We start from the raw sequence: 18,706 nt of genomic DNA on the forward strand, positions 1-18,706 counted from the left end.
TGGAGCGGCTTACGAGGCTCGAACTCGCTACCTCCACCTTGGCAAGGTGGCGCTCTACCAGATGAGCTAAAGCCGCATTTTTCTCGCCGCCTTCTCAAGCGGCGAGATTTATTTTACCTGATTTTCTTCGTTTTGTCAACACTTTTTTCCAATTATTTTTCAGCTTTTTTCTCCAGCGACGAAAGAAGCACTTTCAGGTCGATTTTGTACGTCTTATCGCAGAATTGACAAGATACTTCCGCTGTGGACTGCTCTTGTGCCATTTTCTCCAATTCAGCTTTACCAATGGAAATCAAAGCGCGCTCCACCCGCTCTCGCGTACAATCACAATGATAGCGTGTATTATGCACATCCAACACCTGGGGTGCAAATCCAAAAAGTGCACGCTCCATCATATCTTCCAGGGTCATCCCTTGCTGAAGCATCGATGTAACGCTGCTCATCTGCTGTACGTTCTTTTCCAACTGCGTGATCTCTTCTTCGGTCGCTCCGGGCAGAAGCTGAAGCAAGTAGCCGCCCGCATGCAAAATGGACAAATCACGGTCTACAAGTACACCAAGAGCACAAACTGTTGGAATTTGCTCACTTACCGCGTAGTAAGAGGTAATGTCTTCCGCAACCTCTCCGCTGACGAAAGGAACCTGCCCTACATACGGTTCTTTCAAGCCAAGGTCTTTTACAACGCTCAGCATTCCATCGTGCCCGATCGCACCGCCCACGTCCAATTTGCCATCCGCCCGAAGCGGCAATTCTACAATGGGGTTTTGTATGTATCCTTTTACCTCGCCGGCTCCGTTTGCAACAGCCAATACCAAACCGGCCGGACCGTCCCCTTTCATGCGCAAAGTAATGGAATCCGAGGCTTGTTTTAAAGTGGCGCTCATCAAACTGGATGCGGTCAAGAGACGGCCCAGCGCCGCAGAGGTGACTGCACTGGTTTTGTGAATACGCTCCGCCTCTCGTACAATTTCGGTGGAATCCACCGCATAAAAAATTATGCCACCATTCTCAGAAATGGCACGCAGCAATCTTGACATAAAATTACTTCTCCCTTTTTATTGCGGTAATCAAATACCGTTCGCTGTCATTCCGCAATGGTCCAAAACGTTCTCCATCACAGATTTCGAGAATCTTCAAGCCGGCAGCTTCACAGGCGTTCCGAATTTCGTCCATTGTGTAGTAATATTCCTGAAAAGACTCACTTTCACGAACACCGGTGTCCTTGTCCAGAAGATCAATGGTGATTTGTGTCAGGCGCGCTTTTTCGTCCAACTGGTTGCTCCAGGTGCAATAAACATCTTCCGCTTCCAGTTCAAAGACTTGATTCTCCAGCACGTGTTCATGTTTGTAGGGTGTATTCATATCAAACAGCATCAGGCCGTTTGGCTCAATAAAAAGAGCTGCTCGCTGAATCGCTTTGCAAAAATCTGCATATGGCCCGATATGATTCAAGGTATCAAAAGTGGAAACAGCTGCGCGCACTGTCCCATACAAATCCAAATCCAACAAATTCTGGCACAACAAAAGCAAATTGGAAACATTCTGCTCCTCTGCTTTTTCCCGGAGAATACAGAGCATTTCATCGGAGAGATCCACTCCGATCATATCATAGCCATCCTGCGCAAGGAGAAGGGTCAAATCGCCCGTTCCACACCCAAGGTCGACAACAATGCCGTCATTTACGCCGTGGGCCTTTAAGCGGCTTTTAACAGCCTTGTGCAGCGCATAATAATCTGCATCTTCATTGAACGCATCATAAACGTCCGCAAAAACGCCATACGCCATTAGCCGCGCACCTCTTCCACTGCACTTTCCAGTAAGTTCTGGAGCCTTTCAATACCCAATCCGGTACTTGCGCTTGTGAGCACGACGTCTCTGCAGCCAAACGGGAAACACTCATCTGCAAAATAGGCTGTCACCTTTTCATACTCACTTTTCTTCAGCTTGTCCGCTTTCGTAAGGGCAGCTACAAACGGAATTTGATGGTGCGCCAGATATTCCAGCATCATTCGGTCATCGGCGGATGGAGCATGCCGACTGTCCAGCAGCTGAATCAGCAGCGCATTTTTCCGTGCCTGTTCAAAATAGGTGTTGATCAAACGATCCCAGCGCTGCCGTTCAGCCTGGGCCACTTTGGCATATCCGTACCCGGGCAAATCCACAAAATAGACAGAATCCACCGTATAGAAATTGATTGTCGCCGTTTTGCCCGGCGTGGCGCTGACCCGCGCCAGACTTTTTCGATTGCACAGCTTGTTAATCAGCGATGATTTTCCGACATTGGACCGCCCGGAAAAGATAATTTCCGGGCGGTCACTTTCCGGCAGCTGTGCAGAAAGGCCGTAGGAAGCCTTAAAAGCTGCTTTTGCGTAATTCATAAATGCTCCTTTATTGCGGAATTGCAAGGGGCTGCTCCGTCTTTATTTCAGGAACAGGATGTTGTACCTTTTTCTCCGCTTTTTCCGGATGTTTCGCTTTTTTCTTATCTTTCAGAAGAGCAAGGCTCAAAACTTCCTCCAAACTGGAGACCGGATGGAATTCCAGAGCCTGTTTGACCACCGGATCCACTTCGTACAAATCCGGTTCATTGTCCTTTGGAATCAACACCATCGACATATGTTCCCGATAAGCCGCCATGCTCTTCTCTTTTAACCCGCCGATGGGCAGAACCTGCCCATGCAAGGTAATCTCACCTGTCATTGCCACATCGGAACGAACCGCACGGCCCGACAGGCAGGAAATCAACGCGGTTGTCAGAGTTACACCCGCCGAAGGGCCGTCCTTTGGGATTGCGCCTTCCGGTGCATGAATATGAATATCCGCGTTTTTGAAGACATCGGCAGCGTATCCATATTCGCTTGCATGAACTTTTGCATAGGTAATTGCCAGTTTGGCGCTTTCTTTCATGACTTCGCCCAAAGAACCCGTCAGTTCCAGTCGGCCGCTTCCGCCCGGCACCACCTGCACTTCAATGGGAAGGATCTCACCGCCCACACTGGTCCAGGCCAATCCATTTGCCACGCCAACCGAATCTTTTCGACTGTGAAACGCAGGTTTGACCCGCTTGGGTCCAAGAAGTTCTTCCAACTGGGAAGCGCCGATCGTCATGGACTCTGTTGTCCCCGCAGCGATTTGTTTTGCACATTTGCGCAAAAGCTGTGTGATGGTGCGCTCCAGATTCCGAACACCTGCCTCCTGGGTGTAACCATCGATGATACCGTAAATCGCGCTTTGATTCAACTTGACTTTGCCTTTCAGACCAGTAGCGGCAAGCTGTTTTGGCACAAGGTGTCTTTTGGCAATTTCAAATTTTTCTACACGAGTGTAGCTGGAAAGCTCGATTACATCCATACGATCCAGCAAAGGTCTGGGAATGGTATCCAGCGTATTGGCTGTCGTAATAAACAAAACATCGCTCAAATCGAACGGGATATCCAAATAATGGTCTTTGAAAGAAACATTTTGTTCCGGATCCAAAGCCTCAAGCAGCGCTGCCGCAGGATCCCCGCGGAAATCACTGGCCAGTTTATCTACCTCGTCCAGCAACAACAAGGGATTGGAACTTTTAGCCGTGAGGATGGCATTGATAATCTTTCCCGGCATTGCTCCGATATAGGTGCGCCGATGTCCCCGGATTTCAGCTTCATCCCGAACACCGCCCAAGGACATCCGGGCGTATTTGCGTCCCAAGCACTGGGCAATGGAACGCGCAATCGACGTTTTACCCACACCCGGAGGCCCGACCAGACAGATGATCTGCCCTTTTACATCCGGCGCAAGCTTACGCACCGCCAGAATTTCAAGGATTCTCTCCTTCACCTTTTTCAGGCCGTAATGTTCTTTATCCAAAAGCGCCTGCGCCTTCTGAATATCCAGATTATCCGGTGTAAAAACGTGCCAGGGCAAATCAAGGCATGTGTCCAAATAGGTGCGAATGACAGAGGCCTCTTGCGTGTTCCCCTGCATTTTATACAGACGGTCGGCCTCTTTGCGCAGCTTTTCCGACGCTTCTTCCGGCAGTTGGAGAGCATCAATTCTTGCCCGGTACTCCTCAGCCTCTTTGCGCGTATCTTCCGAGTCATCCAGTTCATCTGAAATCACACGCATTTGTTCACGCAGATAGTAATCTCTCTGATTTTTATCCATCTGCTCATTTACTTTTGTCTGAATATCCTTTTCAATGCGCAGGATCTTTGTTTCCCGGCGCAAAACCTCAAGAATTTTTTCCAACCGGCCAAGCAACGTGCCCTCATTCAGCAAAAGCTGTTTATCGGTATATTTCAGAAGCAGATTGCCCGGAATATAGTCGCACAAAAAGGCGGCGCTGTCGCTGGTGATAATGGTATATACCACATCTTTCGGCATCCGGGTATTCAGGCCGATATATTCTTCAAAGGCTGTTTTGATGCTGCGGAACAAAGCCTCTATGCGCGCGGGATCACTGCTTTTTCCACCGCGCATGGCAGATGCTTTGGTGGATGCCAACAAAAAGCGCCCGCTGGAATCCAGCGTCAAAAGCTTTGCACGATATTTCCCCTCAACCAAAACTTTGACCAAGTCATCGGAAACACGAAGGACCTGCTTGATTTCAGCCACAACGCCATAAGGATACAAGTCCTTGAAGCCGGGGTCCTCCACATCCATGTCCTGCTGCGCCGTCAAAAACACCGCATTGTTATTATTCATCGCCCACTCGATCGCTGCGATGGACTTGGGGCGTCCCACTTCAAAGTGAATGACGTTTCCCGGAAATACAACCAGTCCACGCAGCGCAATCGCCGGGAGCCGAAGGATATCTGCATTTTTATCCAAAATAATTTTTACCTTTTCTGACATCACGGAGCCTCCTAAATCCAATGTTGTGATGATAAAGGTATGTATCGTTCAACTTATCGCCAGATTTTGAATCGTGCAACAAGCGATGGGGTTACTATACCAATTGAGTTACTATTATATCTTATAAATGTGAATTTTTCAATCAATATGCAAAAAAGCGGGTGATTCCACCCGCTTTTTTTATTCGTTGCTTCCCGGATTTGTGTCCTGATAACGAACGCGTGCCATTCCGTGCTCAATTTCCGGCTTTTCGCCTTCAATCGTCGCCGCTGTTACCGTCACTCTGGTGATGGTAGGATCGCTGGGGATATCGTACATGATCCCGATCAAGGCTTGCTCCATCACACTGCGAAGGCTGCGCGCGCCACTTTTCAAAGCAATGGCTTTCTTCGCAATGGCATGAAGCGCCTCATCGGTAATTACCAATTCTGTATTATCCAGTTTGAGCAGCGCTTCATATTGTTTTACCAAGCTGTTTTTGGGCTCTTTCAAAACCCGCACCAGTGCATCTTCATCCAAGGGATCCAGAACTGTAACAACTGGAATACGTCCAATCAGTTCCGGAATCAGGCCATAGCGCACCAAGTCGTGCGGTTCCACCAAACGAAGAAGATTTTGACGTTCTTTTTCCGCATCAACTTTCAGTTTGCCGCCAAATCCCAATGAAGAGGTATCCGTGCGTTTTTGAATATGTTTTTCCAGCCCCTCAAAAGCGCCGCCGCAAATAAACAAAATGTTTTTGGTGTTTATTTGAATAAATTCCTGCTGAGGATGTTTGCGTCCGCCCTGCGGCGGCACATTGCTCACAGTCCCCTCCAGAATCTTCAAAAGCGCCTGCTGCACGCCTTCTCCGCCAACGTCACGCGTGATGGAAGGATTCTCACTCTTTCGAGTGATCTTGTCAATCTCATCGATGTAGATAATTCCTTTTTCTGCGCGCTCAATGTCAAAGTCCGCCGCCTGAATCAACTTCAGAAGGATATTCTCCACGTCTTCGCCAACATAGCCGGCTTCCGTCAAAGTGGTAGCGTCCGCAATTGCGAACGGAACATTCAGCATCCGTGCCAACGTCTGCGCCAGCAATGTTTTGCCGACACCGGAAGGGCCAAGCAGAAGCACATTGCTCTTCTGAAGATCCACATCCAGAGAATCTTTACTGAGAATTCTCTTATAATGGTTATAAACCGAAACAGACAAAACCGTTTTTGCTGCATCCTGTCCGATTACATATTGATCCAGTCCAGCTTTGATCTGCGCCGGAGTGAGAATGCGAACTCCGGCATTTGTGTCCGAATGACGGGCGGAACGCCGCCGGGGGGCTGCCTCTTCTTCATCACCCATCATGGAATGGCACAGTTCAATACACTCGCTGCAGATATTCACACCGGGGCCAATGAACATGCGCTCCACCTCATCCTGTGACTTTCCGCAGAAGTTACAGATGAGATGCTTTTCTTTATTATTTTGATTTGCCATATAACACCGCCGAAATTATCGTTTCTCAATTACAGCGTCAATCAGGCCGTAATCAAGTGCTTCCTGTGCACTCATATAATTATCGCGTTCCGTATCCAGTTCAATCTGAGACAGAGGCTTGCCCGTGCGCTCAGCCAAAATATGATTCAAACGGCTGCGGATGCGCACCAGATGATCTGCATGGATCTTGATATCTGTGGCCTGGCCAGTGAGTCCGACCTGTCCGCCGATCAAGGGTTGATGAATCATAATTTCACTGTTGGGCAGCGCCAAACGTTTCCCCTTTGCGCCGGCCGCCAGCAGAAAAGCCCCCATGGATGCAGCCATGCCCATGCAAATGGTTGAAACATCGCACTTGATATAATTCATCGTATCATAGATTGCAAAGCCATCGGTGATGGAACCGCCGGGGCTGTTGATATAAAGGCTGATATCCTTTTCCTGATCCTGACCTTCCAGATACAAAAGCTGCGCCACAACCAAACTGGCGGTCGCAGAATTCACCTCGTCGGAAAGCACAATGATGCGGTCGTTTAACAGGCGGGAAAAAATATCATACGAACGCTCACCGCGCGCAGTTTGCTCAACTACATAAGGAACTAAACTCATTCTTTTGCCTCCTTTGTCCTATGTATGAAGTTGACCGATACGCGCATTCGCTGCGCATATCGGTCAACCATCGCATTCATTCGACAGGAATCCGCTTTTTACTCAGCTTTTTCCTCGCTGACTGTCTCCGTGGTAATCTCTGCGTTGGACTTCACAAAGTCAATCGCCTTATTGACAGCCAGGTCTTTCTTTACTTCCGCTTCCGGAACGATGCCGCGCACTTTTTCCTCTTCCATCTTATAGGCTTCGGCAATGCGCTTTACTTCGTTGTCAAAATCTTCCTGAGATGCTTCGATGTTCTCGGCCTTTGCCACCGCTTCCAGAGCAAGGCGAATCTTCACCTGTTTCTCAGCCTGCTCTTTGAAACCGTCGCGGAACTTCTGAACGTCACCGCCCATATACTTCAGGTAATCCTGCAGACGCAGGCCCTGCTGCTGGAGACGGTACTCAAAATCGCGAACCATTTCATCGATGCGGGTCTCGATCATAACGGGAGGAATTTCGCCCTCCATCGTGGCAATGACCTGATCCACCAGATCATTCTCCACTTCCAGCTCGGCTTCTTTTTCAGCCTGCTCTTCCATGCCTTTGCGAATGCTGGCTTTCAGCTCATCCAGCGTGTCGTACTCAGAAACGTCTTTCGCAAACTCATCGTCCAAAGTCGGCAGCTCTTTGTGCTTGACCTCGTTCAATTTCACCTTGAACACAGCAGCCTTGCCGGCCAGCGCTTCCGCCTGATACTGCTCGGGGAACGTCACATTCACGTCGAACTCTTCACCTGCGGAATGGCCAACAATCTGATCCTCAAAGCCGGGGATAAACTGGCCAGAGCCCAGGGTCAGCGGGAAGTGTTCGCCCTTGCCGCCTTCAAATGCAACACCGTCTACAAAACCTTCAAAATCAATATCAGTGATATCACCGTTCTCGGCAGCCCCCTCACGGGTGATGATGCGGCTGTTACGGTCCTGCATACGTGCGATTTCAGCGTCCACAGCACTGTCTTCCACAGTGTGGACCTTTTTGGTTGCTTTTAAACCTTTGTAGGTACCGATTTTCATCTCGGGCTTTACGGTCACGACCGCTTTCAAAACAACACCGTCATTCAGGTTGGCAGAAACAACTTCTACTTCCGGACGGTCCACCGGCTCGATACCGCTCTCTTTGACAGCCTCATCATAGGCTTCAGGGAACAGATCGTTGATTGCGGGATAATAGAAAACATCCGCACCATACATTTTTTCGATCATGTGACGGGGAGCCTTTCCTTTACGGAAGCCCGGAATATTGTACTTTGCGACTTCTTTTTTAAACGCTTTATCGACTGCGGCGCTGAAAGTAACCGCATCAATGGAGAACTGCAGTTCGTGGCTGTTATTTTCCAATTTTTCATTTTTTACGAGATTCATTCTGGTTCCTCCAATAAAAGAAAACTTTCAATTGATGATTATATCACATATTTCTGCAAATTGCTACCATCAAAATCAAATTTTATACGGACAAAATCTAAGTGCGTCCGCGCTGATCAAACGATATTCAATTCCGTCCACATTCCCCTGCACCGCGTGCGGGATATAACCTCCGTGCAGATGTCCGTAAAAGCAGCGCTTTACATGATATGTTTTCAAAATTTCGACGACTTGCTGTGCATCTGCTCGCGGGTAAATAGGCGGATAATGCAAGAAGACCACTTTCTCCGCGTCTTTGGCTGCTTCCAGAGACGCAATCAGACGGCCGCACTCCCTCTGCATAATTTTTTCATCATGCGGCTTTCCCTGATCAAATAACCAGCTGCGAGTGCCACACAAAGCAATCCCTTCGCTCTGCACACAATTATTGTGAAGAAAGGAAATGCTTGAAAATTTCTTTTCTTCCAGATAGCGTTCCATCTTTGCCATGGTACACCACCAGTAGTCGTGGTTGCCCTTCAGCAACACCTTTTTTCCGGGCAAAGCATGAAGGAAGGCAAAATCTTCGTCACATTCCGACAGACTCATGGCCCATGATGTGTCACCGGCCAGCACTACGATATCCTCCGGTGAAACCAATGCACGCCAGTTCTTTTCGAGACGCTGTACATAGTCCTGCCATCCAGGGAAAATATCCATCGGCTTTTTGCCGTTTAACGAAAGATGCAGGTCTCCAATTGTAAAAATTGCCATAGAAATCTCCGAATCATTCTTTCTGCATGAGACATACTAGTCCTATCTCATGAAAAGGAGGCTTTGATATGCACAAAGAGGAAAAAGTCCTGCAGGGCATTTGTTGTGAAGTTTCCAATTGCGTGCACAACAACGGCCATTGCTGCTGTACTGCCAAAAGCATCAACGTAAAAAACCGCATGGCTGTTCTGGGAGAAGAAACCATGTGCGAAACGTATGAGCAAGCTTAACTTTGTATATGGAATAGGGCGGTTTCGTCTTGGAAACCGCTCTTTTTCCTTTTACAGCGACAAGGCTACCTGCCGAATTTCTTCTTTGGAAATCACCTGTCCAAAGCGTTCTGTCTGGCCACGAAGAACACGCAGACTTTCCGGAGCGGGCATCCCGCTCTTTTCTTCCAATGTGCGCAACGCCTCAAATTCATCAGCCGGCACACTCTGTCCCAGCGCAGCCAATACACTGGCGGGGAATTTGTACGGACTTGCGGTGGACAAAATCACGCAGGGCTGCTCCGCCGTATTTGTCCGCAGCGAAGCGGCCACATGCCAAGCCACCGCCGTATGCGGATCCATCAGATATCCGTTTTTTTCAAAACAGCGTCGGATCTCCTGGGCACCATCTTCGTCATTGGCACAGCCACATGCAAAATGTTCTTGGATCTGTGCCAGTGTCTCATGATCCACCTGGTAATGGCCCTGCTGATTTAACTGTGCCATCCAGTCAGCAACCTTTTTGCTGTCTCCGGTAATATGATACAGCAACCGCTCCAAATTGGAAGACACCAGAATATCCATAGACGGAGATTCTGTCTTATAGAATAAACGCCGGGCATCGTAAACGCCCGTGGTAAGGAAATCCGTCAGCACATTGTTTTTATTGGAAGCACAAATCAACTTGCCAACCGGCAGCCCCATTCTTTTGGCATAATACCCCGCCAGAATATCACCGAAATTGCCGGTGGGAACGCAGAAATCAACCCTCTCACCATTCTCAATGACTTCTTGCCGCACCAGCTGCGCATAAGCGTAAAAATAATAAACAATCTGCGGGACAAGACGGCCCCAGTTAATCGAGTTCGCGCTGGAAAGCTTTTCTCCTTTTTCAGCCAGACGTTCTGCTACAGCCGGATCTCCGAACACTCGTTTCACGCCGGTCTGCGCATCGTCAAAATTCCCCTGAACCGCATAGACGGCCACATTCTCACCTTTTTGCGTGACCATCTGCAACCGCTGAATTTCGCTGGTCCCTTCATTGGGATAAAACACGGCAATCTTGATGCCGGGCAAATCCGCATAACCTGCCAGGGCAGCTTTACCCGTGTCGCCGGATGTGGCTACCAGAATTTTGGTAACATTCGTATCACCCAAAATTTCTTTGGCTTGGACAAGAAGCTTGGGCATCAGCTGAAGCGCATAATCTTTGAAGGCGCAGGTCGGGCCATGCCAAAGTTCCAGCGAATACATTCCGGAATCTCCAACGGGCGATACATACCCGGCTTTCTGTGCAAAGCGCTCGCCGCCATACGTCTGCTCTGCAGCCTTGCGCAAAAACTCCGGCGCATAATCCGTAAGGAACAAAGAGATTACTTTCTGTGCGGTTTCAGGATAAGACAAATCCAAAACTTCTTCTACAGGCAACGAAGGAAACTGTTTCGGAACAAACAATCCGCCGTCTGGTGCGATTCCCCGCAAAATTGCTTCAGCGGCTTGAACAGAAAGTTGATCGTTTCGCGTGCTGGTGTATTCCATCTTGAACTTCCCCCTCTATTTTACAATGTGCGCAACCAAAAGCGGCGCGCATTTTCAAAAAAGATTCCCTGAAGAATTTTCTCATCGATTCCCTTTTGCAAAAGATAGTGATACAGCGCTGGAATATGAGAAAGATCTGCTACCTCCCGAATGGGGATCGAACCATCAAAATCCGTTCCGAAACTAAGCGCTTGCCCTGCGCCCAACTCCAGAAAATGATTTACATGGCGGTATACCGCATCCATGGAGTCCACTTCCCGTGGGCCGAGCAGAAAATCCGTATAAAGATTCACGCCAATCAAACCACCGCGCCGCGAGATTTCCTGAATCTGACGGTCTGTCAGATTTCTGCAATGGCCGGTTATTTTGCGTGCATTGGAGTGGCTCGCCAGCACCGGGCCGCTATACAGAGAGAAAACATCCGACACGCCTTCGTCAGAAAGATGCGAAATATCTGGAATGATTCCATACTCCGGCAGCGCTTCAACGACTTGCCTTCCAAAAGGCTTCAACGCGCCGCCTTCCGCGCTTCCATATCCTAATTCATTTTCCCCGAACCAAGTGAGCGTAAGAAGTTTTACCCCATCCTGCGCCAGTTCCTGCAGCCGGTCCAAACGTCCCTCCAGTGCGGACCCGTTCTCTACAGACAAAATTGCTGCGCATTTGCCACTTGCAAAGGCATCTTCCATGTCATCGGGGGTTCGGCATTGCAAAATTTTCTCCGGATACTTACGTAAAATGCTCTGAAAAAAATCCCGTTCACGGCAATAGCATCCATACGCATCTCCCGCCTGATTGTCATGAATGAACAATGCAAAAACCTGACCCCAGCGGCGCAATCCAGCCGCTTTTGAAAAACTGACATGCCCGGCGGAAGCAGCCAGATCCTGACCGCTTTTCATAAGCTGTACGACCGTATCGCAATGCAAATCGAAAAAATCCAATACTTCACCCCTATTCTACAGAAAAAGCATTTTCAAAACAAGCTACTTGTGCATTTCCTGTCTCATCCGGGATCACTTCCACTACGTCAAACCTCATGGGGCAATCCCCCAGATCATTTTGCTGGATAAAACTCTGTGCCGCATAAATGAGGCGCCGCTGTTTTTCGCGCGTGACTGCTTCGCGCGGCTCTGCATGCCGACTGGAACTACGCGTCTTTACTTCTACAAAAACAATCAAATCGCCTTTTTCGGCCACAAGGTCAATCTCACCGAAACGAGTCCGATAACGTGCATCCAGAAGAGAGTATCCTCGTTTCCGATAATAACGCGCCGCCATGCTCTCGCCCCAGGCGCCCAGCACTTCCCTTTTCATTTTACGTACCCGCGTTTTTTTAAGAACGATTTTCGATAAAAAGGCTGGATCCCGTATTGGTCCAGAAGTTGATAGTGCAATTTCGTAGGATACCCTTTATGCTTTTCAAGTTGATACTGGGGATATTGCTTGGCCAAATCTTCCATAAAGCGATCTCGCGTTACTTTCGCCAGAATGGACGCTGCGGAGATACTTGCCGATTTCGCGTCCCCTTTGACTACTGCCTGCGCGGGAATGTCTAATTTCGGGCAGCGGTTCCCGTCGATCAGCGCCAGAGACGGGCGCTGAGAGAGTCCCTCGACCGCTTGCTGCATCCCCAGCATGGTGGCTCCCAGAATGTTCAGTTCATCAATTGTTTCCGGTCCGATCAGACACACTTTATACGCCAGCGCACGGCGTACAATTTCCTCAAAAAGAATTGCCCGTTTTTTTTCACTCAATTTTTTGGAATCATTGATTCCCTCAATGGGATCCGAAGGGTCCAGAATAACAGCCGCTACGCTCACCGGACCGCAAAGGGGCCCGCGGCCCGCTTCATCCACCCCACAGATCACTGGAAAATCCGAACCATACGCAAGATCAAACGCATACAAATCTTCGGTCATAAATCCTCCGGCCTTTCCAGTGAAATTCGCCCGATTTTGCTCGCGCGGAACTCATCTACCAGCATAATTGCAGCCCGTTCGGTGTTCACTGCGCCGCCGCTCATCAGCATACCGCGTTTCTTTCCAATCGCCTCCAGAAGATCGTACGGTTCCAGCTCCAAATCCTCCTGTGTCAGACGATAGCGCTCTGCCAATTTTTGAGGGTCGATCGCCTGCATTTCCTCCAAAAGGCCCACTGCAATTTCTTCAATATCCAAAATATCATCCTTGATGGAGCCAATAAAGGCCAGATTGCTGGCAGTTTTATAGGAATCAAATTTCTTCCACAAAACCCCCGGCATATCCAAAAGGTCATAATTTCCTACGCTGACCCACTGCTTTCCGCGCGTAACACCCGGCTTATCCGCCGCTTTCGCCTTCGTGGTACCTGCAAAGCTGTTGATAAATGTGGATTTTCCTACATTCGGAATGCCGACCACCATCACACGAATCTTAGCGCCCGCCATTCCCTTCATGGAACGCCGGCTCAAAAGTGCCTCCAATTCCTGCCCGATCGCAGCTTTCACGCCGGCGATTCCCGCACGGTTTTTACTGGACAGCGCAACGCAGCCATCGCCTTCCCGTGTAAAATACGAAACCCAGCGCGCGGTAACATTGGGATCGGCCAAGTCCGCCTTGTTCAGAACATACAAATGCGGTTTTCCCCGCGTGATGCGGGCAATTTCCGGGTTCAGACTGCTATACGGAATGCGTGCATCCAAAATCTGAAGAATTACATCCACTTGTTTCAGGCTTGCTTCCATCACCCGCAGCGTCTTGGCCATATGTCCCGGAAACCATTGAATTTGACGCTGATTCACCAAATCATTGCTCATGCTATCTTCCCCAATCGATTCAAAGGCGCTATGCGGAACAGCACCTTTCCCAAAATGCTCCGCTCATCGATCAACCCCACCTGTGAAGAGCGACTATCGGTAGAATGCGGACGGTTATCCCCCATCAAAAAGACCTTTCCCTGCGGAACTGTAAGCGGAAATTCCACATCAAAACTCTGCTGTGTGGGCGCCGAAATATAAGGCTCGTCCAGTACTTCTCCATTTACGGAAACCTCGCCGGTTTCAAAATCGATGTCCACCGTATCTCCGCCCACCGCGATGATACGTTTGACCAGCGGATCGCCATACTCAATATAGCTGTCCACCACTACCACATCTCCCCGGTGAGGCTTGTAAAGCATACTTTGGACCACTACGCGGTCTCCGCCCTGTAACGTTGGCTCCATAGAGCTTCCGGATACTACAATAATTCGGCAAACAAACACAAATACAAGGACAATGACCGCCAGTGCAAACACCAGCGAATCATACCACTCAAAAATTTTATTTTCCCGTCTTACCTTTTCCATCCAGGCATCACCTCTATTCCGATCGATATAACGAAAAAAGGGACAATGTACATTGTCCCTTTCGTGAAGCTTATCGGAGCTGTTCTTTGACTTTGGCAGCCTTGCCGGTGCGGTTTCTGAGGTAGGTGAGCTTTGCGCGGCGCACACGGCCCTTGCGAACCACTTCAACTTTCTCAACGAACGGAGAGTTGATCGGGAAAACACGCTCAACACCAACACCGTAAGAAGAACGACGGACAGTAAAAGTCTCCGCAATGCCGCCATGTTTCTTCGCGATCACAGTGCCTTCAAAAGCCTGGATACGCTCGCGCTCGCCTTCCTTGATACGAACGGAAACGCGAACAGTGTCGCCGACGTTGAATTCGGGCTTGTTCTCTTTAATCATGCCCTCGGTCATCAATTTCAATGCGTCCATAATGATCCTCCATGTTTTTTAGGCATTCATACCCGGCGTTGCCGGCAGAGGACTACCCGTTTAATGATTTTTACATTAACCCCACTGTTGGCACAGCGGACATAACGCTAAAATATAATAGCACAATCGGGGCCTTATTACAAGTGTTTCAGCAAAATTTTTCTTTTTGTGCATCCAGCAAATCAATGCGCAGAAGACGAACCCACGCCAGCTCAATCGAGTGATTTTCATGCAGATATCCCAGCAGTAAAGCCGGATTGAGCGTAAAGGTGTTTCCAGTGGGAAAAATGGCCTGCGCAAACAGCCCTTCTTTGCGATGAGAATATTCGATTTTAGGAATGTAATTTTTCAAATCCAATTCTTTGGATTTACCCTTTTTCCCCTGCTTGATTACGATTGCATGTTCTGCCTGGTTATAGGCATCAAAAGCGGCTTTCACTTCTTTTGCATGCTCCGGCGCAACCTGCAAGCTGTAAACAGCATAAGAAATTTCATTGGGACTTCTTTGGGCCGGCTCCAAGCGAACAACGTCGATCCCGCTGGGAAGGCAGGCCTGCAAATCCACTTTGGCCTTCTGCCAGTCCCATTCGTCCGTCTCGCTTTTAAAATCCAGCGATTCCACAAGGCTCTCCTGTCCCAGAGCAAGGGGCGCAGCAAAGGTCATATAGATATGCGGATTAAATCCCTGCGTATACCATACGGGCAGGCGGGATCTTTTAAAGGCGCGCTGCATCACCCGTTGCAAGTCCAGCAGGGAGATGTAAGCCGCCTCACCTGTTTTTGTGAACCACAGACGAATTGTAATCAAAGCAGGCACCTCCCCCCAACAAACTATTGGCACCGCATCCCGCACAGGAACGATTGCAAGGCTGGGTCGTTTTCCCTTCCAGTGCTTTCTGGTATTCGCGGATCAAATAATTTTTCGTCACTGCGTAATCCAGATGTTCCCAAGGTGTTACCTCATCCAGCGCAATGGCTCTGTTGGCATAGAATGCAGGATCAGCCTTCAGATCGCGGAAAACTTCCAACCAGGTGTCATACAAGAAATGATCGTCCCATCCGTCAAAATAACATCCGCGGTGATAAGCCTCCAACAACACCTTGCCCAAACGACGATCACCCTTGGCGAACACTGCTTCCAAAAAGCTTGTCCGGCTGTCGTGATAACTGACACTGATTTTTCGACTGCGTACACAACGAAGCAAATACTGCTGTTTTTCCCGAAGTGTCTCCTGCGTGTCTTGCGGTACAAACTGAAAAGGTGTATGCGGCTTTGGGACAAAACAGGCAACGCTGATGGAAACTTGTACCCCTTTTCCTTTCGGATGTTCTTGGCTGTAATAGAGGTCGACAATTTTTTGTGCGGTTTCCGCAATGCCTGCGATATCCTCCATGGTTTCTGTGGGAAGCCCCATCATGAAATAGAGTTTCACCGCCGTGTAACCGGCATTGAACGCCAGCGTACAGCTGCGCTCAATTTCTTCCCAAGTCACATTTTTATTGATCACATCGCGCAGGCGCTGCGTGCCGGCTTCTGGGGCAAAAGTCAGACCACTTTTGCGTACCCGTGTGGTTTTTTCAACCAGGCTCTGCGAAAAATTATCAATTCGAAGGGACGGAAGCGACATACTCACATGCTCGCTCTGTGTCCAGCTCAGCATATCGTCCAGCAGCGGCTCCAGCTGACTGTGGTCACTTGTAGAAAGAGATGTCAGCGAAATCTCATCATATCCGGTATTATCACACAACTCCCGACCGGCTTCACTCAGCATGTCCGCATTGCGCTCCCGCATAGGCCGATACAAAAATCCCGCCTGGCAAAAACGGCATCCACGAACACAACCGCGAAGAACTTCAATTTGCGCCCGGTCATGAACAGCGCCAATCATGGGAACAACAAAATGTGTGGGGAGCGGCTGGCTGTTCATGTCCTGAATGATCGCTTTGCGCACGACAGCCGGCGCGCCTTCCTTTGCGGTGACTTTCTCAATACGTCCGTCCGGGAAATAAGAGACATCGTACAGAGACGGAACATAAACGCCTTCAATTCGCGAAAGGCGCACAAGAATCTCATGCTTGGAGAGCCCTTCTTTTCGTCCCTGCAAAATGGTATCGCACACCATGGGAAGCTGGACTTCGCCTTCTCCCAGCATAAACAAATCGAAGAAATCCGCAAGAGGTTCGGGATTGCAGGCACAAGGTCCGCCCGCTACAATAAACGGATCCGCCTCTGCTCGCTGCTGCGCCACAGCGGGAATGTGCGCCAAATCCAGCATGGCCAGAATATTGGTGTAAGAAAGCTCATACTGCAGGGTGAACCCAATCACGTCAAATTCCGAAAGCGGATCTTTGCTTTCCAGCGCATAAAGCGGGATGTTGTGCGTTTCCATTGCTTCCTTCATGTCCAACCAGGGCATAAAGACACGTTCGCACCAAACATTCGGTTTCTGATTGAGAATCTCATAGAGGATTTTCATCCCCAAAAATGACATTCCCACTTCATAGGTATCCGGGAAGCAAAATGCAAAGCGAAGGTCAACCTTTTCTTTTTCCTTGTAGACGCATCCGGGTTCACCACCGGTATATCGTCCTGGCTTCTGCACGTCCATCAGGACGGAGCGAAGTTCTGTAATTTCTGGCATGATATAACCTCTTAATCCATAAAAATAGAAACGCGCGACTCAAAATCGCAAATATTATACCATAGTTTCCATCTGATTACAAACCGGTGCAGAACTGCTGCAACCACAAATAACCAGCTGCCAGAACCGCGGCCATTTTTGCTGTTTCCGGCAGCGGATAAAAAAACACACATAGAAACGTCAGTCCTGGCAGGAAGTATGCGAGCAGCCTTTCCGCGTGCAGAACCTCGTTTTGCCAAGATGCCGGGAAGACGTTCTGAAGAAGCTTTGCACCATCCAATGTCCCGATGGGGAGCAAATTGTACAGACCTGTACACAAGCTGACCGCCGCCAAAAAATATGCTCCGTAGCTGGCATGATGCCGTGCCAGAATATACAGCAGTCCTGCAAGAAAAAAGTTTGCCAGAGGGCCTGCTGCCAGCACCTTGTTTTCTTGACAAGTGTTCATGGAGTGAACCTTTTTCAAAGCGATTCCGCCAACCCGGAATTGCAGCGGCGGGAAACAGCCTGTAATGATCCAGTAAGCGATGATATGTCCGGCTTCATGAAACACGCTGCAAAACAACGCCATACGAAGAAACCCCATGGGATCAAAAAGCAGCCCCGCTGCCAGACACGCACACACAAGCACCGGCTGGACACTGACCGCCCAGCTCATGCAAACAACTCCGGGAAATTGGTTGACGGGTCCATCCGTATGCCATTTACAATCAGTTCGAAATGGAGGTGCGGTCCAGTGGAATACCCCGTTGAACCCACTGTTCCCAAACGCTGCGAAATCGAAACAGTCTCTCCGCCGCGCACAAAAACACAAGACATATGCTGGTAAAGCGTTTGAACGCCTTCCGCGTGGCGTACAATCACGTAATTTCCCCGTTCTGCATTATAGCCCGTTCGCATCACCTGGCCATCCGAAACACACAGCACAGCTGTTCCCTCTTCTGCCGCGATATCCAATCCCGCGTGAAAGTCCTCTTTGCCATTCACTGGATTGTCCCGAAATCCGTATTCGGACGTCAAGCGTCCTTCCACCGGCATTTGAAACGGGAACTGCACGGTATAAGACTCCAGACTCGCCCCTGCCGGTGGTGTTTTTTTTGCAGCGCTCACCTTCCAAATTCCGCCGCGGCCAGTCAGCATATCTCCATCCAGCTGATTCAAAATCTCCTGTGCTTTCCGGCGCAGTTTGGCAATGGTCTGGTCCGCGAAATGAGAAAATGTTGTGTCGCTGGAAAACGAGATCCCATTCTCCAAAACGGATTGATATTCCCCCTGCAAATCCGGCCAATACGGCGCCGACGTGCTTTTGGAAAACAAAAGAAACGCTGCCATTGCCGCACACAGAAGAATCTGAACCCAAAGAAGCTGCTCCGGATTCTTTTTCCCTTTGTATGAAGTTGGCGCCGGCTGCGGATAAAGTTCCTTCTTTTCCTGCTTCTGCTCTGTCTTTTCCGCCTTTTCCCACTCCACGCATCTGCACATCCTTTCATGGAA

At 49.3% G+C, this 18,706-nt stretch carries 20 protein-coding genes and 1 tRNA gene; 1 reads left to right on the plus strand and 20 read right to left on the minus strand.

What is annotated here, in order from left to right; translation table 11 throughout:
- The 9 genes from WMO24_RS14660 to WMO24_RS14700 form a co-directional block, all read right to left on the minus strand.
- A tRNA-Gly gene (locus WMO24_RS14660) sits at positions 1 to 76 on the minus strand.
- Between the two features lie 76 nt (positions 77 to 152).
- Positions 153 to 1,037, minus strand: coding sequence for an Hsp33 family molecular chaperone HslO (hslO, locus tag WMO24_RS14665; protein WP_349217121.1), 885 nt, complete (start codon positions 1,035 to 1,037; stop codon positions 153 to 155).
- A gap of 4 nt (positions 1,038 to 1,041) precedes the next feature.
- Positions 1,042 to 1,785 (minus strand): class I SAM-dependent DNA methyltransferase, encoded by a 744-nt coding sequence (locus tag WMO24_RS14670; RefSeq protein WP_349217122.1) that lies wholly within the window; start codon positions 1,783 to 1,785, stop codon positions 1,042 to 1,044.
- Positions 1,785 to 2,378, minus strand: coding sequence for a ribosome biogenesis GTP-binding protein YihA/YsxC (gene yihA / locus WMO24_RS14675; protein ID WP_349217123.1), 594 nt, complete (start codon positions 2,376 to 2,378; stop codon positions 1,785 to 1,787). The genes WMO24_RS14670 and yihA overlap by 1 nt, the downstream gene beginning before the upstream one ends.
- Positions 2,379 to 2,388: 10 nt before the next feature.
- Positions 2,389 to 4,836, minus strand: a complete 2,448-nt coding sequence (lon, locus tag WMO24_RS14680; protein WP_349217124.1) for an endopeptidase La — start codon at positions 4,834 to 4,836, stop codon at positions 2,389 to 2,391.
- Between the two features lie 180 nt (positions 4,837 to 5,016).
- The gene (clpX, locus tag WMO24_RS14685) at positions 5,017 to 6,312 is read right to left on the minus strand and encodes an ATP-dependent Clp protease ATP-binding subunit ClpX (protein WP_349217125.1); all 1,296 of its coding nucleotides are present in this window, start codon (positions 6,310 to 6,312) and stop codon (positions 5,017 to 5,019) included.
- A 15-nt stretch (positions 6,313 to 6,327) separates the two neighbouring features.
- Positions 6,328 to 6,921, minus strand: a complete 594-nt coding sequence (locus WMO24_RS14690) for an ATP-dependent Clp protease proteolytic subunit (protein WP_349217126.1) — start codon at positions 6,919 to 6,921, stop codon at positions 6,328 to 6,330.
- A gap of 98 nt (positions 6,922 to 7,019) precedes the next feature.
- Positions 7,020 to 8,327 (minus strand): trigger factor, encoded by a 1,308-nt coding sequence (gene tig, locus WMO24_RS14695; protein WP_349217127.1) that lies wholly within the window; start codon positions 8,325 to 8,327, stop codon positions 7,020 to 7,022.
- A 75-nt stretch (positions 8,328 to 8,402) separates the two neighbouring features.
- Positions 8,403 to 9,080, minus strand: a complete 678-nt coding sequence (locus WMO24_RS14700; protein ID WP_349217128.1) for a metallophosphoesterase — start codon at positions 9,078 to 9,080, stop codon at positions 8,403 to 8,405.
- 68 nt (positions 9,081 to 9,148) lie between these two features.
- Here WMO24_RS14700 and WMO24_RS14705 point away from each other — a divergent pair, with 68 nt between their 5' ends.
- Positions 9,149 to 9,310 (plus strand): DUF1540 domain-containing protein, encoded by a 162-nt coding sequence (locus WMO24_RS14705; RefSeq protein ID WP_349217129.1) that lies wholly within the window; start codon positions 9,149 to 9,151, stop codon positions 9,308 to 9,310.
- A gap of 51 nt (positions 9,311 to 9,361) precedes the next feature.
- Here WMO24_RS14705 and thrC read toward each other — a convergent pair whose 3' ends face one another.
- The 11 genes from thrC to WMO24_RS14760 all read right to left on the minus strand — a co-directional run bounded on the left by thrC (position 9,362) and on the right by WMO24_RS14760 (position 18,694).
- Positions 9,362 to 10,828 (minus strand): threonine synthase, encoded by a 1,467-nt coding sequence (gene thrC / locus WMO24_RS14710; protein ID WP_349217130.1) that lies wholly within the window; start codon positions 10,826 to 10,828, stop codon positions 9,362 to 9,364.
- 20 nt (positions 10,829 to 10,848) lie between these two features.
- Positions 10,849 to 11,772 carry a dipeptidase gene (locus WMO24_RS14715; RefSeq protein ID WP_349217131.1) on the minus strand — a complete coding sequence of 308 codons (924 nt, stop codon included), beginning with the start codon at positions 11,770 to 11,772 and terminating at the stop codon, positions 10,849 to 10,851.
- 10 nt (positions 11,773 to 11,782) lie between these two features.
- Complete coding sequence (locus WMO24_RS14720; protein ID WP_349217133.1) at positions 11,783 to 12,145, minus strand: YraN family protein; 363 nt, start codon at positions 12,143 to 12,145, stop codon at positions 11,783 to 11,785.
- Positions 12,142 to 12,750: a ribonuclease HII gene (gene rnhB, locus WMO24_RS14725; RefSeq protein ID WP_349217134.1), complete on the minus strand. Its 609-nt coding sequence runs from the start codon at positions 12,748 to 12,750 to the stop codon at positions 12,142 to 12,144. Before rnhB ends, WMO24_RS14720 begins: the two co-directional genes overlap by 4 nt.
- A complete protein-coding gene (gene ylqF / locus WMO24_RS14730; RefSeq protein ID WP_349217135.1) occupies positions 12,747 to 13,625 on the minus strand; it encodes a ribosome biogenesis GTPase YlqF in 879 nt (292 codons plus the stop codon). Before ylqF ends, rnhB begins: the two co-directional genes overlap by 4 nt.
- Complete coding sequence (lepB, locus tag WMO24_RS14735; protein ID WP_349217136.1) at positions 13,622 to 14,155, minus strand: signal peptidase I; 534 nt, start codon at positions 14,153 to 14,155, stop codon at positions 13,622 to 13,624. The genes ylqF and lepB overlap by 4 nt, the downstream gene beginning before the upstream one ends.
- Positions 14,156 to 14,225: 70 nt before the next feature.
- Positions 14,226 to 14,570: a 50S ribosomal protein L19 gene (gene rplS / locus WMO24_RS14740; protein ID WP_349217137.1), complete on the minus strand. Its 345-nt coding sequence runs from the start codon at positions 14,568 to 14,570 to the stop codon at positions 14,226 to 14,228.
- A 148-nt stretch (positions 14,571 to 14,718) separates the two neighbouring features.
- On the minus strand, positions 14,719 to 15,378 hold the full coding sequence (locus WMO24_RS14745; RefSeq protein WP_349217138.1) for a TIGR03936 family radical SAM-associated protein: 660 nt from the start codon (positions 15,376 to 15,378) through the stop codon (positions 14,719 to 14,721).
- Entirely contained in the window at positions 15,341 to 17,212 is a 1,872-nt protein-coding gene (locus tag WMO24_RS14750) for a TIGR03960 family B12-binding radical SAM protein (protein WP_349217139.1), read from the minus strand. The genes WMO24_RS14745 and WMO24_RS14750 overlap by 38 nt, the downstream gene beginning before the upstream one ends.
- A gap of 76 nt (positions 17,213 to 17,288) precedes the next feature.
- A complete protein-coding gene (locus WMO24_RS14755) occupies positions 17,289 to 17,870 on the minus strand; it encodes a M50 family metallopeptidase (protein ID WP_349217140.1) in 582 nt (193 codons plus the stop codon).
- Entirely contained in the window at positions 17,867 to 18,694 is an 828-nt protein-coding gene (locus WMO24_RS14760; protein ID WP_435414161.1) for a M23 family metallopeptidase, read from the minus strand. The genes WMO24_RS14755 and WMO24_RS14760 overlap by 4 nt, the downstream gene beginning before the upstream one ends.
- Between the last annotated feature and the right edge of the window lie 12 nt (positions 18,695 to 18,706).

It is taken from the genome of Ruthenibacterium intestinale, assembly GCF_040096265.1.
GTDB lineage: Bacteria > Bacillota > Clostridia > Oscillospirales > Ruminococcaceae > Ruthenibacterium > Ruthenibacterium komagatae.